26 protein-coding genes are annotated in these 24,272 nt (G+C 57.8%); 14 read left to right on the top strand and 12 right to left on the bottom strand.

The features are described 5' to 3' along the window. The first annotated feature begins 10 nt into the window (after positions 1-10). From ACYZUC_RS01155 to ACYZUC_RS01145, 3 genes are all read left to right on the top strand, one after another. On the top strand, positions 11-1,588 hold the full coding sequence (locus ACYZUC_RS01155; RefSeq protein WP_461992866.1) for an aldehyde dehydrogenase (NADP(+)): 1,578 nt from the start codon (positions 11-13) through the stop codon (positions 1,586-1,588). Positions 1,589-1,713: 125 nt separating this feature from the next. Further along, positions 1,714-2,286: a PPC domain-containing DNA-binding protein gene (locus ACYZUC_RS01150; protein ID WP_008043099.1), complete on the top strand. Its 573-nt coding sequence runs from the start codon at positions 1,714-1,716 to the stop codon at positions 2,284-2,286. A gap of 78 nt (positions 2,287-2,364) precedes the next feature. Then, positions 2,365-3,672 carry an OprD family porin gene (locus ACYZUC_RS01145; protein ID WP_461992864.1) on the top strand — a complete coding sequence of 436 codons (1,308 nt, stop codon included), beginning with the start codon at positions 2,365-2,367 and terminating at the stop codon, positions 3,670-3,672. Positions 3,673-3,701: 29 nt separating this feature from the next. On the opposite strand, the gene ACYZUC_RS01140 is transcribed toward ACYZUC_RS01145, so the two are convergent. Both ACYZUC_RS01140 and ACYZUC_RS01135 read right to left on the bottom strand, forming a co-directional pair. Beyond that, on the bottom strand, positions 3,702-4,484 hold the full coding sequence (locus ACYZUC_RS01140) for an SDR family NAD(P)-dependent oxidoreductase (protein WP_461992862.1): 783 nt from the start codon (positions 4,482-4,484) through the stop codon (positions 3,702-3,704). A gap of 117 nt (positions 4,485-4,601) precedes the next feature. Further along, positions 4,602-5,525, bottom strand: a complete 924-nt coding sequence (locus ACYZUC_RS01135; protein WP_461992860.1) for a LysR family transcriptional regulator — start codon at positions 5,523-5,525, stop codon at positions 4,602-4,604. A 150-nt stretch (positions 5,526-5,675) separates the two neighbouring features. Here ACYZUC_RS01135 and ACYZUC_RS01130 point away from each other — a divergent pair, with 150 nt between their 5' ends. Together ACYZUC_RS01130 and ACYZUC_RS01125 are read left to right on the top strand one after the other, a co-directional pair. Further along, positions 5,676-6,581 (top strand): NAD-dependent epimerase/dehydratase family protein, encoded by a 906-nt coding sequence (locus ACYZUC_RS01130; RefSeq protein WP_008035828.1) that lies wholly within the window; start codon positions 5,676-5,678, stop codon positions 6,579-6,581. 731 nt (positions 6,582-7,312) lie between these two features. Then, positions 7,313-8,347, top strand: coding sequence for a DUF935 domain-containing protein (locus ACYZUC_RS01125; RefSeq protein WP_461992858.1), 1,035 nt, complete (start codon positions 7,313-7,315; stop codon positions 8,345-8,347). Here ACYZUC_RS01125 and ACYZUC_RS01120 read toward each other — a convergent pair. Next, positions 8,344-8,700, bottom strand: coding sequence for a hypothetical protein (locus ACYZUC_RS01120; protein WP_461992856.1), 357 nt, complete (start codon positions 8,698-8,700; stop codon positions 8,344-8,346). The two genes, ACYZUC_RS01125 and ACYZUC_RS01120, sit on opposite strands and share 4 nt — an antisense overlap. A gap of 63 nt (positions 8,701-8,763) precedes the next feature. On the opposite strand from ACYZUC_RS01120, the gene ACYZUC_RS01115 reads away from it, so the two are divergent. The 5 genes from ACYZUC_RS01115 (at position 8,764) to ACYZUC_RS01095 (ending at position 12,418) form a co-directional block, all read left to right on the top strand. Next, the gene (locus tag ACYZUC_RS01115; RefSeq protein WP_461992854.1) at positions 8,764-9,852 is read left to right on the top strand and encodes a PBECR2 nuclease fold domain-containing protein; all 1,089 of its coding nucleotides are present in this window, start codon (positions 8,764-8,766) and stop codon (positions 9,850-9,852) included. Between the two features lie 21 nt (positions 9,853-9,873). Then, the gene (locus tag ACYZUC_RS01110) at positions 9,874-10,344 is read left to right on the top strand and encodes a phage virion morphogenesis protein (protein ID WP_461992852.1); all 471 of its coding nucleotides are present in this window, start codon (positions 9,874-9,876) and stop codon (positions 10,342-10,344) included. Between the two features lie 157 nt (positions 10,345-10,501). Then, positions 10,502-11,605, top strand: a complete 1,104-nt coding sequence (locus ACYZUC_RS01105; protein ID WP_461992850.1) for a hypothetical protein — start codon at positions 10,502-10,504, stop codon at positions 11,603-11,605. 37 nt (positions 11,606-11,642) lie between these two features. Beyond that, entirely contained in the window at positions 11,643-12,239 is a 597-nt protein-coding gene (locus ACYZUC_RS01100; RefSeq protein ID WP_461992848.1) for a phage protease, read from the top strand. After that, entirely contained in the window at positions 12,140-12,418 is a 279-nt protein-coding gene (locus tag ACYZUC_RS01095; protein ID WP_461992846.1) for a phage protease, read from the top strand. The genes ACYZUC_RS01100 and ACYZUC_RS01095 overlap by 100 nt, the downstream gene beginning before the upstream one ends. 89 nt (positions 12,419-12,507) lie before the next feature. Here ACYZUC_RS01095 and ACYZUC_RS01090 read toward each other — a convergent pair whose 3' ends face one another. Further along, on the bottom strand, positions 12,508-12,768 hold the full coding sequence (locus ACYZUC_RS01090) for a hypothetical protein (RefSeq protein WP_461996827.1): 261 nt from the start codon (positions 12,766-12,768) through the stop codon (positions 12,508-12,510). Between ACYZUC_RS01090 and ACYZUC_RS01085 the strand changes: the two genes are divergently transcribed. The 4 genes from ACYZUC_RS01085 (at position 12,656) to ACYZUC_RS01070 (ending at position 15,371) form a co-directional block, all read left to right on the top strand. Further along, positions 12,656-13,267 carry a hypothetical protein gene (locus ACYZUC_RS01085; protein WP_461992844.1) on the top strand — a complete coding sequence of 204 codons (612 nt, stop codon included), beginning with the start codon at positions 12,656-12,658 and terminating at the stop codon, positions 13,265-13,267. The genes ACYZUC_RS01090 and ACYZUC_RS01085 overlap by 113 nt on opposite strands. Continuing rightward, entirely contained in the window at positions 13,267-13,863 is a 597-nt protein-coding gene (locus tag ACYZUC_RS01080) for a phage baseplate assembly protein domain-containing protein (protein ID WP_461992842.1), read from the top strand. Before ACYZUC_RS01085 ends, ACYZUC_RS01080 begins: the two co-directional genes overlap by 1 nt. Before the next feature lie 63 nt (positions 13,864-13,926). Continuing rightward, positions 13,927-14,661: a hypothetical protein gene (locus ACYZUC_RS01075; RefSeq protein WP_461992839.1), complete on the top strand. Its 735-nt coding sequence runs from the start codon at positions 13,927-13,929 to the stop codon at positions 14,659-14,661. 62 nt (positions 14,662-14,723) lie between these two features. Next, on the top strand, positions 14,724-15,371 hold the full coding sequence (locus tag ACYZUC_RS01070) for a tail fiber assembly protein (RefSeq protein ID WP_461992837.1): 648 nt from the start codon (positions 14,724-14,726) through the stop codon (positions 15,369-15,371). Between the two features lie 603 nt (positions 15,372-15,974). Here the strand turns inward: ACYZUC_RS01070 and ACYZUC_RS01065 are convergent. The 8 genes from ACYZUC_RS01065 to ACYZUC_RS01030 all read right to left on the bottom strand — a co-directional run bounded on the left by ACYZUC_RS01065 (position 15,975) and on the right by ACYZUC_RS01030 (position 24,121). Further along, positions 15,975-16,955: a transketolase family protein gene (locus ACYZUC_RS01065; protein ID WP_207286423.1), complete on the bottom strand. Its 981-nt coding sequence runs from the start codon at positions 16,953-16,955 to the stop codon at positions 15,975-15,977. Positions 16,956-16,958: 3 nt separating this feature from the next. Continuing rightward, entirely contained in the window at positions 16,959-17,846 is an 888-nt protein-coding gene (locus ACYZUC_RS01060; RefSeq protein ID WP_461992835.1) for a transketolase, read from the bottom strand. Positions 17,847-17,928: 82 nt separating this feature from the next. After that, positions 17,929-19,032, bottom strand: coding sequence for an LLM class flavin-dependent oxidoreductase (locus tag ACYZUC_RS01055; RefSeq protein WP_223416357.1), 1,104 nt, complete (start codon positions 19,030-19,032; stop codon positions 17,929-17,931). Between the two features lie 184 nt (positions 19,033-19,216). Further along, positions 19,217-20,014, bottom strand: a complete 798-nt coding sequence (locus ACYZUC_RS01050; RefSeq protein WP_461992833.1) for an SDR family NAD(P)-dependent oxidoreductase — start codon at positions 20,012-20,014, stop codon at positions 19,217-19,219. A gap of 28 nt (positions 20,015-20,042) precedes the next feature. Next, the gene (locus ACYZUC_RS01045; protein WP_461992831.1) at positions 20,043-21,542 is read right to left on the bottom strand and encodes a sugar ABC transporter ATP-binding protein; all 1,500 of its coding nucleotides are present in this window, start codon (positions 21,540-21,542) and stop codon (positions 20,043-20,045) included. A 22-nt stretch (positions 21,543-21,564) separates the two neighbouring features. After that, positions 21,565-22,515 (bottom strand): substrate-binding domain-containing protein, encoded by a 951-nt coding sequence (locus ACYZUC_RS01040; RefSeq protein ID WP_461992830.1) that lies wholly within the window; start codon positions 22,513-22,515, stop codon positions 21,565-21,567. Between the two features lie 47 nt (positions 22,516-22,562). Beyond that, positions 22,563-23,549 (bottom strand): ABC transporter permease, encoded by a 987-nt coding sequence (locus ACYZUC_RS01035; protein WP_008033226.1) that lies wholly within the window; start codon positions 23,547-23,549, stop codon positions 22,563-22,565. 56 nt (positions 23,550-23,605) lie between these two features. Further along, the gene (locus tag ACYZUC_RS01030; protein WP_253404015.1) at positions 23,606-24,121 is read right to left on the bottom strand and encodes a flavin reductase family protein; all 516 of its coding nucleotides are present in this window, start codon (positions 24,119-24,121) and stop codon (positions 23,606-23,608) included. Positions 24,122-24,272 lie beyond the last annotated feature (151 nt).

Raw genomic sequence — 24,272 nt, 5'->3', positions numbered from 1 at the left:
GGAGTCCAACATGTTTGAAGTTTCAGGCCACAACTACATCGCTGGCACACGCTCGGCCAACGGCACGCACACCCTGCAAAGCCACGACGCCAGCACTGGCGAAGCACTGCCCTATCGCTTCCATCAGGCGACAGCCGAGGAAGTGAATGCGGCTGCAGAAGCCGCAGCTACCGCGTACCCGACTTTCCGCAACCTGTCGGCCGCCCGCCGCGCCGGATTTCTCGATGCCATCGCCGCAGAACTCGATGCGCTGGATGACACGTTCATCGCCCTGGTTTGCCAGGAAACCGCCCTGCCCGCCGGGCGCATTCAAGGTGAACGGGCACGCACCAGCGGCCAGATGCGCCTGTTCGCCACGATGCTGCGCCGGGGTGACTTCTACGGTGCGCGCATCGACCGTGCCCTGCCGGACCGTCAGCCACTGCCGCGTCCCGACCTGCGTCAGTACCGCACCGGGCTCGGTCCGGTCGCCGTGTTCGGCGCCAGCAACTTTCCGCTGGCCTTCTCCACTGCCGGCGGCGACACCGCTTCCGCCCTCGCCGCCGGTTGCCCGGTGGTGTTCAAGGCCCACAGCGGCCACATGGCAACCGCCGATTACGTCGCCGATGCGATCACCCGCGCAGCGCGCAAAACCGGGATGCCCGCAGGTGTGTTCAACCTGCTCTACGGCAGCGTCGGTGAGGCACTGGTCAAGCATCCGGCCATTCAGGCGGTCGGTTTCACCGGTTCGTTGCGTGGCGGCCGCGCCTTGTGTGACATGGCGGCCGCGCGCCCTCAGCCGATCCCGGTGTTCGCCGAGATGAGCAGCATCAACCCGGTGTTGCTGATGCCCGAAGCACTCAAGGCACGCGGTGAAAAAATCGCCGCTGAGCTGAGCGCTTCCGTGGTGTTGGGTGCGGGCCAGTTCTGCACCAACCCCGGTTTGGTGCTGGGCATTCGTTCGGCGGAATTCACGGCTTTCCTCGACCGGTTTACCGGATTGATGAGCGAGCAACCGGCGCAAACGATGCTCAACGCCGGCGCCTTGAAAAGCTATTGCCATGGCCTCGACAACCTGCGCGCTCACCCCGGCATCACGCACTTGGCCGGCAGCGAGCAACAGGGCAATCAGGCGCGGCCGCAAGTGTTCAAGGCCGATGCGAGCCTGCTGATCAACGGCGATGAGTTGCTTCAGGAAGAAGTGTTCGGCCCGACCACCCTCGTCGTTGAAGTCGCTGACCACAGCGAGTTGATGCAGGCATTGCACGGTTTGCGCGGGCAGTTGACCGCCACGCTGATTACCGAGGATTCGGAGCTCGATACCCTCGGCGACGTACTGGCCCTGCTGGAACAGAAAGTCGGGCGCGTGCTGTTCAACGGTTATCCCACTGGCGTGGAAGTCTGCGACGCCATGGTGCATGGCGGCCCCTACCCGGCGACGTCGGATGCGCGCGGCACCTCGGTCGGGACCTTGGCGATCGATCGTTTCCTGCGGCCGGTATGTTACCAGAATTGCCCCGATAGCCTGTTGCCGGAGGCCCTGAAAAACAGCAATCCGCTGGGCATCGCCCGACTGGTTGACGGCGTCAGCCATCGCGATGCGCTGTAAGTCACACGGCTTCAACTAACACCCACGTTTAGCGACAACTTCCGCGCCTGTTGAACAACAGGCGTCGGATTCGCTCGTCCCGAAAACCGCAACACCCACACAACAACAAAAACAGAGGAAGTCTCATGCAAGTCCAACGTCACCCGAAACAACGCTTGTGCAAACTGATGCTGGCCGTGTCCGCCGCCGTGATGATCAACATTGCAGGTGCTCAATTGGCCTTTGCCGAAACCACTCCCACCGCGACGACCGCGCCCATGCAATGCCCCACTGAAGCCACACCGCGCTACACCAAAACCCCCACCGGTTACCTCATGGTCCTGCGCACGGGCGACAACGCGTTCAAGGAGCTGACCAAACTGGCCATCGCCGAGAAGATCCCCAGCGCGTCCATCACCGGTATCGGCTTCGGCAACGTCAAGTTCGGTTTCTGGAACAAGGACAAGAAGGACTTCGACGCCAAGCTCTTGAACGGTGTCGAGATGGCGAGCATCACCGGCTCGGTCGCCTGGAAAAACGATCAGCCTTCGATCCATATGCATGGCGTGGCCGGTGACGCCACGTTCCAGGCGTATGGCGGCCACATCCTCGACTTCGAAGTCACCACCGGCTCGATGGAAATCACCGTGATCGTCCACCAGCGTCGCCTGGAGCGCGGCATTGACCCATGCATCGGCGCCAACGTGCTGGGTATCTGATCCAGGCATCACGCTCCCGCCTGTCACGGCGGGAGCCACCCTCCTGAATTCAAAAACTACAAAAAAGGGGCGATTTACATGAGCAACAAGAACACCGTTATAACCCTGGCGCTGGGCGCCATTGCACTGAGCACCCAGGCCCACGCCGACTTCCTGAGTGACAGCAAGGCAACCCTGGGGATGAGGAATTTCTACTTCAACAACGACAACCGCGACGGCCCGGCCGCGCCGTCGAAAACCGAAGAGTGGGCGCAGGGTTTCATGCTCGACTTCAAGTCGGGTTACACCGACGGAATGGTCGGCTTTGGTGTCGATGCTCTCGGGCTGATGGGGGTCACGCTGGACAGCGGCAAAGGACGCCACGTCGGTAGCAGCATGATTCCATCGGACAGCGACAACAGCGCGGTCGATGAATGGAGCCGGCTGGGGTTGACCGGCAAAGTCAAAGTCTCGAAAACCGAGCTGCGCCTGGGCACGCTGATGCCGAAACTGCCGATCCTGGTGTCCAACGACGGGCGCCTGCTGCCACAGACATTCGACGGCGGCCAGATCACTTCAAGCGAGTTCAAGGACCTGACCCTCACGGGTGGCCGCATTGAACATGCGACGGGCCGTGGCTCAAGCGACCGGACAGGCCTGGCGGCCACCGGCGGCACCCGCGAAAGCAATGCCTTCGATTTCGCCGGCGGCGACTGGAAAATCACCAAGGACCTGACCGCCCAGTATTACTACGCCAACCTCGACAACTATTACACCCAGCAGTTTTTCGGCCTGCTGCACACGCTGGCGATCTCGGACAATCAATCGCTGAAAACCGACCTGCGCTACTTCAAGACCGATTCGTCCGGCGCCAACAGCTCGGGCACGTCAGGCTACCGCATCAGCGGCTACACCGAAGGCGCCGATGGCGAAATCGACAACCGGACCTGGAGCGCTGCACTGATCTACACCGCCGGTGCCCATGCACTCACCGCCGGTTATCAAAGCGTCTCCAGCGGCAGCAACTTCACTCAACTCAGCCAGGGTAACCTGCCCAACAAAGGTGCCGGCGGCGCCAGCCTTTACCTGTTCACCGACCGCCTGATCCAGACCTTCACCCGCGCGGGCGAGCGCACGTCTTTCGGTCAGTATGCGTATGACTTTGCCGGTTTGGGTGTACCCGGTTTGAAGGCTACGGTCATCTACCTCAGCGGCGATAACATCAAGACCGTCACCGGCGACACCCAGAAGGAATGGGAACGGGATTTCGGCCTGGACTACACGATTCAGTCCGGCGCGCTCAAAGGTGTCGGGTTTGGCTGGCGCAACGGCAAGTCCAACAGCGAAGCGAGCCGTGATCAGGATCAGAACCGCTTGATCGTGAGCTACAGCATTCCGCTGCTTTAACGCGTACCGGTTCGCAGGGATGCGACCGCTTAAAGAATCGAGCGAATGGTGCCGCCCTCGACGCGCATGGCCATGCCATTGAGCGCCGGTGACGCCGCAAGATGCAGCACGCTGCAGGCCACTTCTTCAGGCTCGATCATGCGCCGGATCAACGACGTCGGTTCGGTATCGTCAAAGTAATCGTGGACCACCTGCTGCGGGGTGATGCCTTTCTCGGCGGCGATTTCGCGGTGGTAACGCTTGACCGCCTCGGTGTAGGTCGGCCCCGGCAGGATCGAGTTGACCCGCACCGCGGTGCCTTTGGTGAGTTCGGCCAACGCTCTGGAAATCCCCAGCAGGCAGGTTTTCATCGCGCCGTAATGAACCATCCACGGCTGCGGCTTGACCGCGGATTCACTGCTGATAAACACAATCGAACCGTGCCCGCGTTCGAGCATCTGCTTCATGACCAGGCGCGTCATGCGCACGCCACTCATGACATTGACGTTGAAGTAGTGAAACCACTGGGCGTCGTCCGTTTCGAAAAAGTCCCGGACCTCGAAGATGCCGACATTGTTGATCAGGAAATCAATCGGCCCGGACTCAAGGGCCAAGGCCACCAGACGTTCCGCCGCGCCTTCCTCGGTCAGGTCCGCCACCAACCCTTTGCTGCGTTCACCCAGTTCTGCGACGGCTGCGTTGACCTCTTCCGCCAACAGCCCGCTGATGACCACGTTGGCGCCTTCAAGGATGAAACGCTGGGCGATGGCTTTGCCGATCCCCGTCGCGCCGCCGGTGATCAGCGCGGTTTTTCCAGTCAGTTGATAGTCCATGAACACCCCTGGTTTGTTGTTATACGGACAATCATGCCCCAGGCCTGGCGTGAAGACTTTCAAGGGTTGCTGAAGACTGATTCAGCAAAAAACCGAAACCGCGGGGTTGTGTCGCAATCAGGGCAAGGTCAACTGCGGCCCGATTCGCTCCAGCAGAAAATCAATGAACACCCGTACGCGATGGGGCAATTGCTGTCCCGGACCGATGAACACGGCGTGAATCGCCTCGGTTTCACCACTGTCGAATGCCTCCAGCACCGGTACCAGGCGCCCCGCTTCGATGTCGGCGCTGATGTGGAAATTCGCCAGCCGGGCGATCCCTAATCCGGCCAGCGCCGACTGACGCATGCTCTCGCCGTCACTGAGCAGGACATTGCCCTTGGGCTCGATCTCGATGCGTTGACCGTCAGCGCCGCGAAAAACCCAGGCCTGGGAATGGCGATGAAAACCAAAACTGAGGCGGTTATGCCGCTGCAACTCCTCCAGGGTTTTCGGCTGCCCCCAGCGGGCGAGGTAACCCGGTGAGGCCACGGTGATCATGCGGCTTTCACCCAGGCGTCGCTGAACCAGGCTCGACTCTCTCATCGGGCCGGTGCGGATCGCGACGTCCGCGCGTCGCTCCAGCAGGTCCACCACGGTGTCGGTCAGCTCGACGTTCAGCGTGATGTCCGGGTAGGCCGCAAGAAAATCCGGCAGCAGCGGCAACAGGCAATGCAGACCGAACGGCAGGTTGGCGTTGACCTGAATCAGCCCGCTGGGCCGGGTCACGTTGGCGATGTCTCGCTCGGCGGAATCGATCAGTTCGAGAATCCGCAGGCATTCGTTGTTGAACCGCTCTCCTTCCGCCGTGAGTTCCAGACGCCGCGTCGAACGATGCAACAAGCGCGCACCCAAGCGCGCCTCAAGGCGCGCAATCAGTTTGCTGACCGCCGAAGGCGACATGTCCAGGCGTCGTGCGGCTTCAGAGAAGGTGCCGGCGTTGACGACCCGGGTGAACACTTCCATCTCGCCGGAGCGGTTGATGTCTTTGATCGTTAGCATGAACTTGATTCACAGATACTTGTAGTTCCAGCAGTCTAGCTCATATACGGAGTGGATCGTATCGTGACCGGATTCCTTGACCAGGAATACCTGCGCCTTCCATTTAATGCGAGGCCGGGCATAACTCAAAGATGCAAGGGAGATAATCCATTGAAAATTTTCGTTACCGGCGTGACCGGTTACATCGGCGGTTCCGTGGCCAAATACCTGGTGGATGCGGGCCATGAAGTCAGCGGCCTGGTGCGTAACCCGGAACACCGCGCAGCGTTGCAGGCACTGGGCATCACCCCGGTACTCGGCACCCTCGATGATGCTTATATTCTCAGCGAACAGGCGCGCGCTGCAGACGCGGTGGTCAACGCCGCCAACTCCGACCATCGTGCTTCGGTGGAAACGTTTATCAGCGCCCTGAGCGGCAGCGGAAAAGTGCTGTTGCACACCTCCGGTTCGAGCGTGGTCGGTGATGATGCTCGCGGTGCCTATGAACGCCCGGACATCTTCACTGATGAAACGCCGTTCACGCCGATGGACATCCGCAAGGACCGTGTCGAGATCAATCAGCTGGTGCGTAATGCCGGCGTTGAGCTGGGTATTCGCAGCATCGTGTTCTGCCCGACCATGATTTATGGCGAGACGTTGGGCGTGCCGGCGAAAAGCGATCAACTGCCGAAACTGTTCGCTCAATCGCGCAAGTATGGCGCGGGGGCATATATGGGGGCCGGGGTGCATCGTTGGTCCAACGTGCACATCGAGGACCTGGCGGAGTTGTATCGTCTGGCTATCGAGAAGGCGCCTTCTGCTTCGTTGTTCTTTGCCGAGAATGGCGAGGCTTCGTTTATCGAGATTGCGACGTCGATCAGCAAGTCGTTGGGTTTTGGCGGGGCGATTCAGAGCTGGCCGGCGGATGAGGCGATTGCCGAGCTGGGGGATTGGGCGCGCTTTGCCATTGGCTCGAATAGCCGCGTGCGCGCGGTCAATGCTCGTGTGTTGCTGGGCTGGGCGCCGAAGCGGGAGTCGATTCAGCAGTGGATCGAGACTAGCGGTGTGCAGTGGTGATTGTTCGCTTTATGTTGTGATGCTTTTAGTTGTGTACATATCCGTTTCTTCGGTAACGGCGGCTATTGGTTTCGCCCTTACGGCGAGTCACTTGGAAAAGCCCCAAGTAACCAAGGGCTCTTGCCCCTTTCGTTCGGTGCCTCGCTAAGGCTCGGCATGCCCTCGCTCCGGCCCTGCTCCGTGGGCCCGCCGCCATCGGCCATCCATGGCCGGGGGCGGCTAACCCGGCATCCATGCCGGGTTGCCCACTGCGCAGAACCTCCACTCGGCCTCTCGAGGGGGCGCTCAGATCAAAAGCTGAAGGCGAGCTAACGCTCGACCTGGTGAGTGGTGGAAATCAAAAGCGTACGCGATTCCCTGTAGGAGCCGGCTTGCTGGCGAAAAGCGTCTGGGCGACGCGTTCATTCAGACAGCACGCGTTATCGTTGACGTCCATCGCCAGCAAGCCGGCTCCTACAGGGGAATGCGTAAGTGTCCGAAATTTGTGGGCCACGACAATGCTGGAGTCCGCGCTCGACTGAAGAGCCAGGCCGCCTCGCGTTGCTGTTGCCGTAGTCGCCCTCTCGAAAGGCCGAGCACCCTGGTCACACGTTCAAGCCTATAACGCCCAAAGGGAAAAAACGTAGTACGCGTTCTGCTCCTCCTTTGCGGTCATCTCATTCCGAACACATCCACATTCCCACTGTAGGAGCTGGCCTGCCAGCGATGGCGTCCACCCAATCAAGTAACAGGTGACTGAGGCAGACCCAGTGAACGGCGTTGCGTTGGCACCCTACAAATTCATCGTCCACCTGCCACGCATCCGTTCGGGCTTGCCGATCCGGGGCGGGTTGGCACGTCTCGCCGCCGTGGGTTACATGTGCAAGGCCTGGACTTGGAAGGACTGGATGGGCTTCGCCGACATCTTCGGTATGCCAATGCGCGCTGGGCGTTATGGGCCAGGTGCCAGCAAGGACGATATCGCAACTCTTATGTCAGCAGTGGGCAACTTGGGCAGTGACGCGGCGGCGGTGATACCGGACAGCATGCGCATTGACTTTACCCAGGCCGCGAACGTGACCGGTGCCGATGACTTCTTCAAAGGTCTGGCCGAGTGGTGGGACAAGCAAGTCAGAAAAGCAGTTGTAGGGCAGACAATGTCCACCGACGATGGCTCCAGCATGGCGCAGGCCATGGTTCACAACGAGGTACGACTCGATCTGTTGCAAGCGGATGCCAAAGCGGAATCCAACACACTGAACCGCTACTTTGTGCGGCCCTGGTGCGATCTAAACTTTGCACCTGGTCGTCCATATCCACAGCTGATTATCGACGTACCACAGCCCGAAGACACCAAACTCCTGGTCGACGCTCTGGAGAAGCTGGTGCCATTGGGGTTGAGAGTCGAACAGTCGGTGATCCGCGACAAACTCAATATCCCGGCTCCGGCCGTGGGTGCCGAGCTGCTGGGGATTCCGGCGCCTGTTGCTGCTCCGCCGCTGGCCAAAGCGACCAACAGCGAGCAGACGCCCACTAAACCAGTGGTAATGGCGGACATCGTGGATAACCAGGTGCGGACAATGGAGCGAGCGGCGGGGGTGTATGTGGATGACATGGTCGAGCAGATCAAGGAACTGCTCGACACAGTCAATAGCCTGGAAGAGTTCCGGGATCGGTTGATTGAAACCTATCCGGCTATGACGACCAGCCAGTTAGCGGATGCTATTGCCGATGGGCTGACGGCAGCCAGCCTGGCTGGGCGGGATGACATATTGAGAGGGCTTTAAGCGTCTTGCATCCTGGTCTGTAGTGCCTGGCATTCCTGGCAAAGCATTTCATCCAGGATGTAGCAGCCGTCTAGATCCTCATCATCAATTCTACCGTTGCCAATGCAGCCACCATTCCCGTCCTCATCTTCGGGACCGAAAACTCCACTGCATGGAACATTTTCGACTAGCGGGCGAATGTGATTTTCGTAGTGATAGCGTTGGTTTTCTGACAGCGCTTCTACGTTGCCATTGTTGCCGACGAGAAACTTGGCGACACCTATCGCCGCAGCAGGGTTACCCCTTGCTGGTACGTTTTCTTCGATCAGCTCTGGGTTGTTTTCAACGACGTGTCTTAAGGCGACGATATTCATAAGGCGCTCCATTTCCTGGCTTGATGAACAGTGATCATAATTTCAGAGTTTGAGGTATAGCAAATGGCCGTCTCCCACGGGTCAATTCCGTTCAAAGAACAGATCGACTACTTCCATGGCAAGGTCAATCTGCCTACTCGCTCCTGGACGGACATTTATACCTCCGAACATGACTACGCCTTTGTCGTGGCTGGAGCGGTCAAACGGGAACTTCTGGTCGACCTGCGCGCTGCGGTCGAGAAATCCATCGCTAACGGCACTACCTTGGAACAATTCCGCAAAGACTTTGACCAGGTCGTTGGCAAACATGGCTGGCAGTACCAGAGCGAACGTGGCTGGCGCACCAACGTCATTTGGGAAACCAACCTGCGTCAGTCTTACAACGCTGGCCGCGAAGCACAGATGGCCGACCCGGAATTACGCAAGCGCCAGGGCCTGACGATTGGCCCCGCGCCTGCTATTGAGTGGGAAGATCGGGTTATCGGCAAGAACAGCCCCAACGGCTCGCGCACTGTTCGCGTTCCCAAGGGGATCGATCCTGGCTTCGAGTACGCACCAGGTCAATCACGCCTGGCGAATTCCGTGCCCCAGCTGCGCGCCCGTGATTTTCTACCTGCGCCGTCAACAGCTCCAGCTCTGGCAACAGGACTGCCTAGCCATCGGCCGGCCGGCCCATTGCCGCTACCTCGGTCAATCCCGGCGAAGCGCTTGCAACCGGCCAAAGTCGCTGCGCCGCAAGCGGTGACCCAGTTCCTTGGCGAGTTCGGCGCCACTGATGCCGCTCCGGCAGTGTTCCGTGATGTGACCGGTGAGGCCTTGGTAGTCGGCCGGGAGATGTTCACAGATGCCAAAACCGGCGCGATAACGCTGGCTCAGCAGATCAAAGTCCACGAACTGCCCCTGCTGATAGAAGCCATCAAGACGCCCGACGAGATCTGGGCTCGCTTGGAATGGCATCCGGACTTGGGCAAAGCCACACTGCGGCGCCGCTACTTGATGCACGGCCAGGTGAAGGGCAAAGCCAGCTCTGCCGTGGCCGTGTTCGACCAGGGCGATGGAGGCTGGAACGGCGCAACGGGATTTGTTGAAGATAGCGAGCAGTACCTTGAGCCCCTGCGCCAGGGTGTTTTGCTTTATCGCCGACCTGAGTAGGGGACCTTGATGGCAGGTGCAATGCTCGATGTTACTCTCGACACCAGACAGGTCGGCAGCGTCCTGGAAGAACTGACCCGCCGACTTGGCGACCTCACAACACCCTTTAATGACATCGGTGAATACCTTCACCAATCCACCGACGAACGTTTCCAACGCAAGGTAGCGCCGGACGGTTCATCTTGGGCGCCACTCTCGGCCGTCACCTTGGCGAGAAAGAAAGGCACCGGCATCCTGCGGGAGAAAGGCACACTCCAGGACACGCTACACAAACAAGTCACCAGCACCGAACTGGCCTTTGGTACAGACCGCCCGTATGGGGCGGTCCACCAGTTCGGGCAGAAGAAAGGTGCCTCAGGCAAAACAGGCAAAGGCAGCTCCATACCGTGGGGGGATATTCCTGCGCGGAAGTATCTTGGCCTGTCGGCTGACGACGAAATAGAGGTGCTATTCATTATTCATGAATACCTACTAGCACCGGCAAAGGAATGACTGCGCAAAATACCAGAGGGGCGCTGATCGCTTTACATGGGTACATCCGCCGTCAGGAGCTACGCAAAGGGCGTTAGACCTGCGTTAGATTGCCTCTAGGTGATAGTCTTGAAGCATTCAACCCCTAGCCGCTGGAAAATCTCGCAAAGGAGTGAGTATGGACAAGATTGTTAAGGGTATTTCAGGCGTAACGAAGCATTCAAAGACATCTTCGATATTGAAGATTGCAGATATTGTCATCAAAACAGGGTTCGCCACTGTTGGTGCAGTACTCCCAGATGCAGCTTATGAATTTTCTAAATTTGGTCTGGGAAAGCTCCGAGACTATATACATGGCCGAGACGACCAACGCATTTATGAATTCCATAAAAAACTTTTGTACCTCGACGACGTAGTTGATGCGGAAATTCTTAAGGGAGAGATAGAAGAAGCAAATTACCATGCCTTACTCAACGCCTGTCTATCTGATATAGAGGATGAAAAAACTATCCCCTATGCGAACTTAACTCGCGCAATTGCACTAGGCAAAGTAAGTAATGACCTAAAAAGGCATTACGTACTTTCACTTAAAGATATTGCATGGGAGGATTTGGATTTTCTCAGACAAGCCTATGTGATATCTAACAACCCCATAATTCCTAGCTCTGGCAATGGCAATTTAAGTTCAAGAGACTTTTTAGTACAAATCCCATCGGAGAGCGTCCGTGCTTTGTCTGTAAGAAATTTGACCGCAAAAGGTTTTGTAGATGGTCAGAAACTTACAGCTATTGGAGTTGGATTTGTTAAAGCATGCTCAGAAGACGATGACTTGACCCCTGGCGCCTATGACTATAGGGTTTGGACAGGACAAAGTTGCGATAACTACTTGCTTGATGACAGCGCGGGAGCAGCACGAGTGCAGGATTTGCTCCAGAGCGATTTGCGTTCTATAGGTGTGAATAGCAACACTCCAATGGAAGGCATGTTAGACGGGCGACGGGAGAAAAACATATTCACGACCTGCGCTTCTATTATTTATAGGCGAGGCAAGATTTTAGAAGATCTTCAATTGGAAAATCTAAAATTCCTGCTAGGAACAAATCCAGTTGTGCAAATAGTAATTGACGACAATAACTCTGATTCATCTGAGCTTTTGCTACCTGAAGATTTTGTGGTAATTAGTAACGATGACAGTCGCGTAGGCGTGCAAGAAGCCATCGAAAAATTAGTACGCAAGATCAACGCTCAGCACGAAACCTCAAAAAACCTTAAACGCCCCTGAAATATCCCCCCTTAGACATGCCGCCAACAATGGCGGCATGAAAACTCAACTCGCACTCAACACCGACCTTTCCGCCACCGTCTCTGACGGTAAGGCCCCGGAGTGGGTCGAACTAATTCCCCCTGGTCCCAACGTCACCGGCCGCGATGGTCGGCAATGGCTGTTCGATGAGCAAGCAGAAGTGCTGGTGCAATCCAGCTTCACCGGCCGCTCTATCGATCTGCCCATTGATTGGGAGCATGCCACCCAGCACCGCGCTACAAAGGGTGAAGACGCCCCGGTCGCTGGCTGGATAAAGCAATTGGATATTCGTGGAGGCGCGCTGTGGGGGCTAGTTGACTGGACACCCCGTGCGTCCTCCCAGGTCATCAATCGCGAATACCGTTTTCTATCCCCCGTCTTCGACTTCGACCCCGATACCACGCGTATTGCGCGTTTGGTCAGCGCAGGCCTGACCAACAAACCTAACTTCCTGCTGACAGCCCTCAATCAAGAAATCACGGAGAACACGCCTGGAAAACTCCACCTGCGCTTTTGGCCGCGCTCGGCTTGCCGGACACAGCTATCGAAGAACAAGCCCTCGCGGCCACCACTCAGCTCAAGGCTGCGGTCCAGGCGACCAACACCGAAATAGCCAACCTGGAACAGTTCGTCCCTCGGGCGGACTACAACGCGCTGGAAACCTGCGCAACCAATGCAGAACAGGCGCTGGCCACCCAGAAGAAAACCGAGCACGACAAGGCCGTCGACGTGCTGATCACCTCAGCGACACAGGCCGGAAAAGTTACGCCAGCAACCGTGGAATGGGCTTGAAAGCGCAGTGCGACGCGCAGATCGGAACTCATCTGATACTCCCGAAGGTCTTACAGGGACAAGAAAGGCTCGGAGTTCGAGCCTTGATTCTAGCGAGGCTTCGGCAATGGCTTGCGTTGCCGAGTGCTCACCAGCCGCCTGGCTGTGGGCTTGCCAATAATCAGATCAATGCGAGCATCGATCTCGTGCTTGGTCATTTTTCGGATTTCGTCTAGGCGGTAGCCGTGTCGGACAAAGATGTGTTCGATTCGTCGCCAGTCGGCATTGCCGCGCTCCGCGGCCCGCGTTTTTTTTTCCAGATCTGCATCCGCGTCGGCGATTGTCGCGAGATCCAATTCAGTCAGCTCCATTGCCAACCGTTACAGGGAGATCACTGTGCTTGGCCAGCATAGTCAGTATGATCCCGACGAACTTGATGCTAAGCGTTCCCACCTTAGGTCAACTGTCCAGGATCAAGCGCTGGCACGTCGTGGGATCTTTCGACCGAAGGTTGTCATAGACAGCTCAAACGAGAGTCAGGATATGGCGACGACCCGCGCTCGAAAGCTGCTGTCAGATAGTCGTCTGGAGGGATTCGAGATCCGTGCCATTGTCAAAGGACACAGGGCGGGCAACGGCAAGGTATGGACACCTGGCCAACGCGTAATCGTTCATAGTGCCCCTCATGCACTTGATGACACGTTTTTTTTGATGTCTCGAACACTGCGGCTTTCTCGTGGCGAGGGTGCCTTCACTGAGCTGCGATTGCGAGAAGACAAAATGTGGGTACTGGACGGAAATCCGATTAAAAAGCGTAAAGGCAAGGCCGATCCGGACGCCGACTTTATTCAAAAAATCAAGGTGCTTTGATGAGTAGCATGGCGCGCCTGGTACGCGAGCAAGTCGGTAGAGTTATGGCTAATTTTCGAATGCCGTTTCGAGCGGTCGCAGCTCGGAACACACATGGAAAGCTGATCGCTGTCCAGATCCAGGGGTTGGCGGGTGAGACCGTTTCGGGTGAGCAGTTTCAGAATTACGGCTTCAGTACCGCCCCATTACCTGGTGCGGAGTACATCGTTATTCCGGTGGAGGGCAACAGCAAACATGCAGTGGTAGTCGCCAGTGAAGATGGTCGATACCGGCTGACGCTTGAGGATGGAGAGGTGTCGCTCTATACCGATGAAGGTGACTATGTGCATATGAAGCGCGGCCGCATGATTGAGGTCGTGACTGATGACCTGGTGTTCAAGGTCAAGAACAAGAACAAGAACAAGAACAAGAACAAGAACAAGGTGCGATTTGAAACGCCCTTAGTCGAGATGACGGAGAACCTGACAGTCACCAAAGATATCAAGGCAGATGGAGAGATTGCTGATCACACGCGATCCATGCAGGCGGACAGAGATCTGTATAACCAGCACGACCATGCTGGCGGAAGTGGCGCAAAGCCATCGCCATTGCAGTGAGTTTCTGCTATTCCTTTAGGCGGTCAATGATCTCCTCTCTACCGCATCTCATGCAGGCAATACATGGCGAAAAAAATTATCGTCTTCATTCGATTTTTCAAAGAAAAGGCACATCGCGACGCATTTTTGCGCGGTGATTTGTACATGAATCGTTTGAGGTTTTTCAAGGCATACGAAGAGCACGACGCCTGCAATATCGGGGACAAGCATGAGGGGGTAACAGGCTGGTACCAACCTGATCAGATATCGAGGATGACCATCAAGAATAACGTGACTGGAGAGGAGCATGTAATAAAGAGTTTGGCAGGTCCGGTTGTGCTGGGACTAACGCGTCACAATGACTACCACGTCTACTGCATGTCGACCCTTTGTACAGATGATGAGTTAACCTTTGAAACGTTCGACGAGCTAAAATCCCACATGATGTTAGACGTCGAAAAGGGGGATTTGGGGGACTACTGCGTAGTTGTTGCTGCTTCAGAATTCATTGCGCGTTTAGACATCGCGCTAAAGGCTGAAGTGCAGGCAGGAAACATCGTGGGTCGTGGAATGGTTGAATATTTTGACCCTGACACCTTCAATGGTTCGTTCGAAGAGGATCAAGCCATACTGCAGAAAAGGGAGTGTTTCAGTCATCAGAAGGAGTATCGGATTTACGTCTACGATGGGACTTCCGGTCATGATTCCAGGGTCATTAATGTAGGTGATCTTTCAGATATTGCTCACAGTTTCCACAAGCGGGATTTCTATACCACTGTCCTTATCAATCAGAAGGATGATGGTTCTGCTAGCGACTGACTGTAAATCTTAAACCGTCCTGAAATACCCTCACTGCGCGTACCTCTGCACCATGCATCCCCATGGACGCAGGCATAAACCCAACCACAGGCGACTTGACGGGCCAGCGTATTAATACGCTGGCAAATGCCGTTTACATCCGCCTCGTTACTCCCCTCGGAACCTGGTTGGCAGACCCCACGTTGGGTTCCCGCCTGCACGAACTTCGCCGCGAAAAAGACCGCCCAAGGGTTGGCATTCTTGCCAAGCAATACGCCAAACAAGCGCTCCAGCCCCTGCTCAATGACGGTCGCGCCAGAAAGATTTCCATCTCCGCCGAGCAGCCTCACAACGGCTGGCTTGTCCTACACGCCGAAATTATCGACGCCACCGGCAATCCGCAGGTGTTTCGCCAGCCTGTAAGAGTGATTTGGCATGGCCTATTGCCTCCGCCAGGTGACTACTATGTGTGGCGAGACGATGGCTGGCAACTGGACGTCGTAGCCCAGAAACAAGCAAAGGTGGTGCAGGTTCTGGCTGAGCGGGATGGTCGGCTTGGCGTGGCTCAAATGCGCATAGCGCCGCTACAGTACGCAGCTAATTTAGAGATGGCGACAGAGCAAGAAAAAGAAGCCTTGCTCGCGTGGATGCGTTACAGCGTGGATTTGAACCGAATGGAGCAACAACCAGGTTATCCCTTCACGATAACTTGGCCGGTTAGCCCAGCTTAAATGCGTTGGGTAATGCGGACCGAATACGACTTCACGCTCACAGGTGCCAAATAGAACGCTAAAGCACTCGACACATCTTGATCTGGTCGGTGCCAATTATCGCGCAAGGCGGTGCCAAATCCGGCGCGCGCTTACAATTTGCTTTTGATTTTCACCACTCATCAGGCCGAGCGTTAGCTCGCCTTCAGCTTTTGATCTTGAGGTACACGCCCCCTCGAGAGGCCGAGCGCAGGTTCTGCGCAGTGGGCAACCCGGCATGGATGCCGGGTTAGCCGCGCACAGCCAGGGATGGCCGATCGCGGCGGGCCCACGGAGCAGGACCGGAGCGAGGGCATGCCGAGCCACAGCGAGGCACCGAACGAAAGGGGCAAGAGCGCTTGGTTACTTGGCGCTTCTCCAAGTGACTCGCCGTAAGGGCGAAACCAATAGAAGCCGTTACCGCAAAAACGGATATACACACAATCACCAAGCAAAAAAAAACGTGCAACCAGCGCGCTCTTCAATGAACACCCCGGTCACACGTACAGGCCCATAAAGCCCAAAGGGAAAAACCCCAGGCGACCTCACCAAAAGCCGCCTCAATCAGTCAGCAAAAAACCGCAATCAACCCAGCACTTCCAGCGCCACACTTTCAATCCCGGCCGCATCAAGCCGGTAATGCCGGTAAAGATGAGTCGGCGGCGCAATCAGGCTGTACTCGTCGTAAATGCCATGCCGCCGCACTTTGACCCCAACGCCCTCTTCCGCAATCACCTCACACACCGCCCCACCCAACCCGCCGATGATGTTGTGCTCTTCCACCGTCAGAATCGCCCGGCTATTGCGCGCCGCAGTCAGCACCGCCTCACGGTCCAGCGGCTTGATGGTCGTCATGTCGATCACCCCCACCGAACGCCCCGCGGCATTCAACGCCCGAGCCGCTTCAAGGGCCGGGTGAACCGTGGAACCGGTGGCAATGATCGTCAGTTCATCGCCCGTCAGGTGCACGGTGGCTTTGCCGAAGACAAAGTCCGGAACGGTTTCATACACCACCGGATCACGCCCGCGCTGAATGCGGAAGTAGATCGGTTGCGGGTAGTTGGCTGACGCCAGAATGGCCGCCTTGAGCTGATTGCCGTCCGCCGGGGCGACCACTGTGATGTCGGCAATCGAACGCATGATCGCCAGGTCTTCAGTGGCGTGGTGCGAAGTGCCGTAAAAGCCGAGGGAAATCCCCGCGTGGTGACCGATCAAACGTACCGGCAACGCCGAGTACGCCACGTCCATGCGGATCTGCTCGCAGCACAGTAACGGCAGAAACGAGGCAAACGTCGCCACAAACGGCTTCATGCCCACTGCCGCCATGCCGGCTGCCGCCGACACCATGTTTTGCTCGGAAATCCCGAATTGCACGAAGCGCTCCGGGTGCAGCTGCGCGAATTTCGACAGGCCGTTGGAGTACTGCAAGTCAGCGGTGCCGGCGACAATCGGCTCGCCCTGCTCGACCAGTTCGATCAGCGCATCGGACAAGGCATTCAAGCTGGGTGTCTGGCTGTTCAGTTCCCGGTACTGCCAGGAGTTGTTCGACAGAGGTGCGGTATTCATGAGTTAAATCACCTTGCTTTTGATTTCGTCGATAGCACGTTGCGCATCTTCCGGATCGAGATAACCGAGGTGCCAGCCGGGCTCGGTTTCCATGTAGGAAACGCCCTTGCCCTTCACCGTGTTGGCGATGATGCAAACCGGCTGCGTGCGAGTGTTATCAGCCTTGAGGCGACGCAACAGGCGGGTGACCGCCGCCAGGTCATGCCCGTCGACCACGTGGGTTTCCCAACCGAAGGCGATCCATTTGTCCGCCAGCGGTTCGATGCCGATGACGTCGTCGACATTGCCGTCGAGCTGGTAGCCGTTACGGTCGATGATCGCCACCAGGTTGTGGACTTTGTGGTGAGCTGCTCCCAGCGCCGCCTCCCAGACCTGCCCTTCCTGCATTTCACCGTCGCCGAGCATCACGTAGGTGGTGAACGACTTGCCGAGCATGCGCCCGGCCAATGCCATGCCCAGGCCGCCGGACAAGGCGTGCCCGATGGAGCCGGAGGAGAAATCCACGCCCGGCACTTTGCGCATGTCGGGGTGATCGCCCAGCGGGTTGCCGAGGCGCGTGTAGTTATCGAGGATCTCTTTCGCAAAGAATCCCCACTCCACCAGCACCGGAAACAGGCCGACCGCCGCATGCCCCTTGCCCATCATGAAGCGGTCGCGATCAGGCCATTTCGGTTCGCCAAACCGCAGGTCCATCACGTCGTAATACAGCGCGGCGAACAACTCGGCGGCGGAAAAAACCGAGGTGTAGTGACCGACCTTGGCGATCTCGATCAGCCGGATGGTTTCCAGGCGAATGAACTGGGCTTTTTCCCGCAGGCGAGCCAGTTCAGTGGCGGTCAGTTCGAACGCGCGATCACCTTCGCGCAGGTCCTGTCTTGTCAAATCAGTCATGTGTAGTGTCCAGGCGCATTACCAAAGTTGCGGCCACATCCGGGATGTGGCCGTACACACGCGCGCAATCGCGACAAGGCGATTACTGCGCTTTCAAACGCGGAGTCATGTAGTCGTTCAAACGGGGCATGACCTGCTGCGCCGTCAGCTCCATCGAGCGCCGCCACAGTGCTTCGTCATCCCACTCGTGGAAGGCGGTCATCAAGGTGCCGAACGGCCCGGTCTGCTCACTGAACGCGACCAGTTGTTCGGTCACGGAATTCACGTCGCCGTAAATCACCATTTCCTTGATGCAGTGATCGACCGTCACTTCCTCGTCGGTCATGTCGGGGCGGGTCTTGAAGATCTTGGTGTAGTTGTTGGAGGACAGGTTATCGATCATGTAATCGAAGTAACGGCGCAGGGTGCAGCTGTCTTGCGCCAGGTAGTCTTCGGCCTGGGCCTGGGAGTCGGCGACGAACACCGAACGGGCCACGCGCCAGTTGTTCGCATCGGCCTTGATCCCTGCACTTTCGGCGCCCTGGCAGTAAGCCAGCCAATGCGAGGCCACGGTCGCCGTCGGGTTGAAGTTGGCCGACATCAGGTCCCAGTCCTTGGCCCCTGCCAGTTTCGCCGTTCCGGAAAACGGGCTCATGGCCGTGGTTGCAACCCGTGGGAACGGCTTCTGGAACGGCGTCGGCATGTAGCCGATTTCCAGCTCGTGATTCACCGAGTCCTTGAGGCTGACCTGGAAGTGCTCCGAGGAAAACTCGTAAGGGGCGCTTGAGTTCCAGATGGCGCGGATCATCTCGTAGCATTCGACCATCATCTGCCCACGGTCCTTGCCGTTGCTGCCGAACACCTCGAAATCCGAGGCCAGGCCACCCGGGCCGATGCCCATGATGAATCGGCCCTTGGACATGTGATCGAACATCGCGGCATCGGCGGCAATCCGCGCCGGAAAATGATGCGGCAAGTTCAGCACCCCGGTGCACAGTTTCATGCGCCGGGTCAGCGGAATCAGGCTGGACATGAATTGCAGGGCATTGGTCACCGGCTCCGTGCGTTGCGAGGTGTGCTCGCCGACCCAAAGCTCATCAAAACCGACGGCGTCGGCGTGGACGGCGCAGGCAATATCCTGGTCGTACATCTCGTGATAATCCCAGCCCTTGTGATGAAGGGGCTGCATGAACATGGCAAGTTTCATGTCGTTCTCCTGCTGTTTTCAGTGATCGGTGCGCTGCTTGATTTCAATGCGCAGCACACCGCTTTCAGGACGTGCGCTCGTTTTGCAGGCGTGCCAGTGCCGGCGCTGCAAGTCGCAACGTTCAAGGGATGCGTTCAATTTTTCGCGGCGATCGGCTTGAGCAAGCGCAATCAGCCGCGCTTCTTCAACTGCCGTGCAGCAACCAGCCGCCGTCCACCAACAGATCGATACCCGTCACGTAGGAGGCCAGCGGCGACACCAGAAACAGCACCGCATTGGCGATCTCGAAGGGCTCTGCCGGCCGCCCCAGTGCAATGTTGTTCAACACGTTGTTCTGCCGGTGTTGCTCCAGCAGCTCCGGCTCCAGATTGCCTGGCGTTGCCGTCAACCCGGGGGATACCGAGTTGACGCGAATGTTGAAGGCGCTCAGGTCCTTGGCCAGGCTTCGTGTCATCGCCAGCACCGCACCTTTTGACGCGTCGTAGGTGCAGTGATTGGCCATCGGCCGGTGCCCGCAAATCGACGACAGATTGACGATCGCCCCGGCACTCGCCTGCTTGCGCATCTGCCGTTGAGCGGCCTGTGCCCCCAGAAACACCGCACGCGTATTGATGGCGTGGAGTTCGTCCCAGAAACCCGGATCAATGTCGTCAACGGCCTTGAGCGGGTAAACACCTGCGTTGTTGATCCAGATATCGAGACGGCCGTAACGCTCGATGGCGGTGTCTGCCAGGCCCTGAATGTCGGCGGGACGACAGACGTCGGTGGCCAGGAACGAAACGGCATAACCGGCTTCGATCAGTTCATGGCAACGCTCCGGCGCCAGGCTGCCGATCAGCACGTTGGCCCCGGCTTCGGCCAGCCGTTGGCTGATGGCGAACCCGATGCCACTGCCACCGCCGGTGACGACGGCGGTTTTACCGCGCAAGTCGAGCAACTCGGCAAAGGGCCGGTAAGGTAACGGTTGATACGGGGTAGACATGATGGAGCTCCTCAGTGACAGCCCGTTATCAAGCGGTGGCCAGGGTCATGATGGTGTCGGGCGCGATCTGCGGTCGGTGCAAAATCCCTTGGGAACAACCGCGCGCCATGACCATCACCCGATGGGACAAACCGATGACTTCTTCAAGGTCGGAACTCACGACAATCACCGACACGCCGGTCTTCGACAGTTCGATGATCAACTCGTAAATCGCCGCTCGCGCGCCCATGTCGATGCCCCGGGTCGGCTCATCGAGAATGATGACTTTCGGGTTGCGCGCGATCCATTTCGCGATGACCACTTTCTGCTGATTGCCGCCCGACAACTTGTCGAGCATCTGTTCCGCCAGGCCCTTGATCCCCAGTGTCGCAATGCGCTCACGGGCAAACGCCAGCACCCGCTGATTGGCCATGACGCCGCAGGAGCTCAGGCTGTCGAGATTGCAGTAGGCGAGGTTTTCAGCAATGGTCTGGCTCAGCACCACACCTTCGGACTTGCGGTCTTCGGGAATCAGCACCACGCCGGCACGGATCGCCGCCAGCACGTTGTTGGCCGGCAGGTGCCGGTCACCCAGCATCACCTTGCCGTGATTCACCGCACTTAACCCGGCAATCGCTTGAACCAGTTCCGTGCGGCCGGCACCGACGATGCCCGCAATGCCGAAAACTTCGCCGGCCTTCACCGAAAAAGAAATGTCGTGGAAGCGCCCAGCCTTGTCCGACAGCTGTTCGACATTCAACACCACCTCTTCGCGAGGCGCTGGCAACTGCGGAAACAAGCGCTCGATCGAACGCCCGACCATCTGCGACACCAGCACGCTGACATCGGCCGCTCCGGTTTCGTGGCGAGCAATGAGATGACCATCGCGCATGACCACCACCTTGTCTGCGATCCTGGCAATCTCCTCCATCCGATGGCTGATGTAGATGAAAGAAACGCCCTCTTTCTTCAACTCCTCGATCTGTCTGAACAACAGGTCGGTCTCTTCCTTGCCCAGCGCCGCCGTCGGTTCGTCGAGGATCAGCAGCCGCGAATTGAGCGTCAGCGCGCGGGCAATCTCCACCAGTTGCTGCGCGGCGATTTTCAACTGGCGCACAGGGGTGTCCGGCGAGATATCGAGGCCCAGTCGACGCAGCTGTTTTTCTGTCTCGCGGTACATTTGCTTGCGGTCGATGATCCCGTCCCGGGTCGGTAGATGGCCGAGGAAAACGTTCTCGGCCACGCTCAGGTCAGCCAGCAGATGGATCTCCTGATGAATCATGTTGATCCCCAGGGCAATCGCCGCCCCCGGACCGGTGGGTGCATAGGGCTGGCCGGCGAGGAACATCGTGCCTTTGGACGGCGTCAGCGCTCCGGCGACAATGGAGGAAAAGGTCGATTTGCCTGCACCGTTTTCCCCCAGCAGCGCCACCACTTCCCCGTAACCGATATCGAGACTGATGTCCTCCAGCACCTTGACCGAGTTGAAGGATTTTCCGATGTTGCAGGCGCTGAACAGCGGCGCCTGATCGCTGGTGATCGCTTTCATGACGTGCCCTCCTTCGCCGATCTCAAGGATGTTGCTCAAGGAAAGCCGCGACGTTTTCCCGGGTGGTGACGAAGGCCGGCAGCAGCTGGGTCTTCTCGACCGGTTTGCCTTGTTGCAGATTCACCGCAGTGCGCAAGGCTGTACGGCCCATTCCCACCGCTTGCTGGGTAATGGTCATGTCCAGTTTGCCGTCGCGGATGGCTTCCAGGGCCGACGGCAAACCGTCGTAGCCGAACACCCAGACCTTGTGATCGATGTTGGCGACTTTGACCGCCTGGGCGGCACCGAGCGCCGGGGCATCGGAACGCCCAATGAAGACGTTGATCTTCGGGTTCTTTTGCAGCATGTCCTGGGCGACTTTGAAGCCGTTGTCCTGCAGCCAGTCGGTAGGTTTCTGGTCGACGATTTTCATCTCCGGAGCCTGGGACAGCACCGCGTTCAGGCCCTTGGCCCGGGCCACTTCCGTCGAGTCGCCCAAGGTGCCCTGGAGCAGGCCGATTTCAGCCTTGCCCCCGGTCAGTGAGATCATCTGCCGGGCCAGCTCACCCGCTGCCGCCAGGTTATCGGTGGAGATGTAGGCATCGCATTCGACGTTCTTCGGGAAATTGTCGATGCAGATCACCGGCACGCCCTGCTGACGCGCCAGCCGCACCGGTACGGCCGACGCCGCGCTACCCGTGGCGGTATAGAGCAGCACATCGATGCCCTTGCTCAACATGTCCTGAATCTGGCTGACCTGCCGGGCGGGATCGGCCTGTGCGTCGGCCACCAGCACGTTCTTGATGCCCAAGGTCTTGGCCTGTTCCATGACGCCGTCACGGACCATCAGGTAGAACACCCATTGCAGGCTCGGGATCGACATCCCGACTGTGATTTGTTCCGCCGGTTTACTCTCGGCGTGGACGCCTGCCGACATCATGCAGGTCAACAGCGGCAGCCACAGAAAGCGCCGCGAAAATGCGTGGAGGTTCATGTCTTTATCCTTTTTATTGTGTGTTGGACGGTTCGACCACAGGGGGTTCAGTCAGCCTTGCGCTTGAGCAGATCGAGCATCACCGCGAAGGCAATCACCGCGCCGATGACCACTTGCTGCACGAAGGGAGAGATGCCGGCCAGGTTCAAGCCGTTGCGCAAAACGCCGATGATCAGTACGCCGACAATCGTGCCGACCACACTGCCGGCGCCGCCCTTGAGGCTGCCGCCACCGATGACCACCGCCGCGATCACATCCAGCTCATAACCGACGCCGGCGCCCGCTCCGGCGGTGTCCAGACGCGAGGTCATGATGATTCCGCCCAGCGCGGCGCAAATGCCCGAGATGATGTAGACGGCACTGGTGTAGCCCTTGACGCGAATGCCGGCGAGCTTGGCCACCTTGCTGCTGCCGCCGATGGCGTACAGGCTGCGGCCGGGGACGGTGAACTTGAGAACGAACCAGAACACCAGGGCCAGTACGATGAAGCAGGTCACGGTCAGCGACAGCACACCACCGTAGCGAATCACCGAGAGGTTGCTGAACCACTCCGGAAAACCGCTGACTTGCGCGCCGTCAGTAACCATGTAGGCCAGCCCGCGAGCGATGGACATCATTGCCAGCGTCGCAATGAAAGACGGCAACCCTGCCCTGACCACCATCAACGCCGTGGTTGAACCACACGCAGCACCGGCAGCGATCGCACCGAGCATGGCGACCCACATCGGCAAGCCGAGCACCTGTTCGAGCCAGCTCATGACCATGATCGCCACCGCGAGCACCGCGCCCACGGACAGGTCGATTCCGCCGATGAGAATCACCAGCGTCATGCCCAGCGCCATGATGCCGAGCACGGTGACTTGATCCAGTACGTTGAGCAGGTTACTCAACGTCAGAAAACTATCGGTGAAGACTGTTAATACCGTGCATAACAATAAAAGGCCGATCATCGGACCTGCGACATTGGTGTCCAGTCCGATCCACTTGGGAATGGACCCGGACAGTCTTGATTTCACCAGCAACTGATTATTCATACCCACATCCACTTCTTATCTAATTGTTATAAGACCGAGCAAGACACAACGACTGTTTAAATCCCAAGTTCCCTGTAACGCCCGCCCATATACAGAAGCGGCTCTTCCAGAGGTTGCGTAATCACATCAATGACGTTGCCGATAAATATGGTGTGTGTGCCGTGTTCGATTTCCTGCACCACTTCGCAAAAGATCGCTGCCTGCGCGTCGACCAGGTAACGGATACCGTGCATGCCGGTCTGCCACTCGCCCGCGACAAAGCGCTGCTCGCGCAGGTCCGGCTGACTGAAAATCTTGCAGATCGGTTCGTGGTTGTTTTGCAGCATGTTCACGCAGAACAGCCCGGAGCGTTTGATCGCGGGTGAGGCGCTGGCGCTTCGGTTGATGCAGATCAGCGCCGACGCGGGGTCCATCGACACCGAAGAAAAAGCGGTTGCCGCCAGACCATGGGGGTGGCCGTCATCATCGAGTGTGGTGATCAGGGTTATGGAGGAGGCGAAGCGACCCATCGCCAATTTGAATTGGCCGGCCAGATCAATCGCTGGAGCGGCCTCTTGATATTGAACACGCATACATAAACCCTCTTTTTATTGTGACTCATCAAGCGCAGGCATTCATTATTAACAATCACCCAGCATTTTCTATTCACTTTTAAAAAATTGACTTTTCAACTATTCCGAAAGGTGAAGCCAACAACAAACTCATTTGAATTATCTTCACAAG

Source organism: Pseudomonas sp. GT1P32, from assembly GCF_054897805.1.
The sequence above is the reverse complement of the archived record's forward strand: the minus strand, read 5'-3'. Positions and strand labels throughout refer to the sequence as shown.

Bases quoted from the DNA above. Each gene is read 5' to 3' on its own strand.
- ACYZUC_RS01155 (WP_461992866.1), top strand. From the start codon at position 11: ATGTTTGAAGTTTCAGGCCACAACTACATCGCTGGCACACGCTCGGCC.
- ACYZUC_RS01150 (WP_008043099.1), top strand. From the start codon at position 1,714: ATGCAAGTCCAACGTCACCCGAAACAACGCTTGTGCAAACTGATGCTG.
- ACYZUC_RS01145 (WP_461992864.1), top strand. From the start codon at position 2,365: ATGAGCAACAAGAACACCGTTATAACCCTGGCGCTGGGCGCCATTGCA.
- ACYZUC_RS01140 (WP_461992862.1), bottom strand. From the start codon at position 4,484: ATGGACTATCAACTGACTGGAAAAACCGCGCTGATCACCGGCGGCGCG.
- ACYZUC_RS01135 (WP_461992860.1), bottom strand. From the start codon at position 5,525: ATGCTAACGATCAAAGACATCAACCGCTCCGGCGAGATGGAAGTGTTC.
- ACYZUC_RS01120 (WP_461992856.1), bottom strand. From the start codon at position 8,700: ATGAATATCGTCGCCTTAAGACACGTCGTTGAAAACAACCCAGAGCTG.
- ACYZUC_RS01115 (WP_461992854.1), top strand. From the start codon at position 8,764: ATGGCCGTCTCCCACGGGTCAATTCCGTTCAAAGAACAGATCGACTAC.
- ACYZUC_RS01110 (WP_461992852.1), top strand. From the start codon at position 9,874: ATGCTCGATGTTACTCTCGACACCAGACAGGTCGGCAGCGTCCTGGAA.
- ACYZUC_RS01105 (WP_461992850.1), top strand. From the start codon at position 10,502: ATGGACAAGATTGTTAAGGGTATTTCAGGCGTAACGAAGCATTCAAAG.
- ACYZUC_RS01100 (WP_461992848.1), top strand. From the start codon at position 11,643: ATGAAAACTCAACTCGCACTCAACACCGACCTTTCCGCCACCGTCTCT.
- ACYZUC_RS01085 (WP_461992844.1), top strand. From the start codon at position 12,656: ATGTGTTCGATTCGTCGCCAGTCGGCATTGCCGCGCTCCGCGGCCCGC.
- ACYZUC_RS01090 (WP_461996827.1), bottom strand. From the start codon at position 12,768: ATGGAGCTGACTGAATTGGATCTCGCGACAATCGCCGACGCGGATGCA.
- ACYZUC_RS01080 (WP_461992842.1), top strand. From the start codon at position 13,267: ATGAGTAGCATGGCGCGCCTGGTACGCGAGCAAGTCGGTAGAGTTATG.
- ACYZUC_RS01075 (WP_461992839.1), top strand. From the start codon at position 13,927: ATGGCGAAAAAAATTATCGTCTTCATTCGATTTTTCAAAGAAAAGGCA.
- ACYZUC_RS01070 (WP_461992837.1), top strand. From the start codon at position 14,724: ATGGACGCAGGCATAAACCCAACCACAGGCGACTTGACGGGCCAGCGT.
- ACYZUC_RS01065 (WP_207286423.1), bottom strand. From the start codon at position 16,955: ATGAATACCGCACCTCTGTCGAACAACTCCTGGCAGTACCGGGAACTG.
- ACYZUC_RS01060 (WP_461992835.1), bottom strand. From the start codon at position 17,846: ATGACTGATTTGACAAGACAGGACCTGCGCGAAGGTGATCGCGCGTTC.
- ACYZUC_RS01055 (WP_223416357.1), bottom strand. From the start codon at position 19,032: ATGAAACTTGCCATGTTCATGCAGCCCCTTCATCACAAGGGCTGGGAT.
- ACYZUC_RS01050 (WP_461992833.1), bottom strand. From the start codon at position 20,014: ATGTCTACCCCGTATCAACCGTTACCTTACCGGCCCTTTGCCGAGTTG.
- ACYZUC_RS01045 (WP_461992831.1), bottom strand. From the start codon at position 21,542: ATGAAAGCGATCACCAGCGATCAGGCGCCGCTGTTCAGCGCCTGCAAC.
- ACYZUC_RS01040 (WP_461992830.1), bottom strand. From the start codon at position 22,515: ATGAACCTCCACGCATTTTCGCGGCGCTTTCTGTGGCTGCCGCTGTTG.
- ACYZUC_RS01035 (WP_008033226.1), bottom strand. From the start codon at position 23,549: ATGAATAATCAGTTGCTGGTGAAATCAAGACTGTCCGGGTCCATTCCC.
- ACYZUC_RS01030 (WP_253404015.1), bottom strand. From the start codon at position 24,121: ATGCGTGTTCAATATCAAGAGGCCGCTCCAGCGATTGATCTGGCCGGC.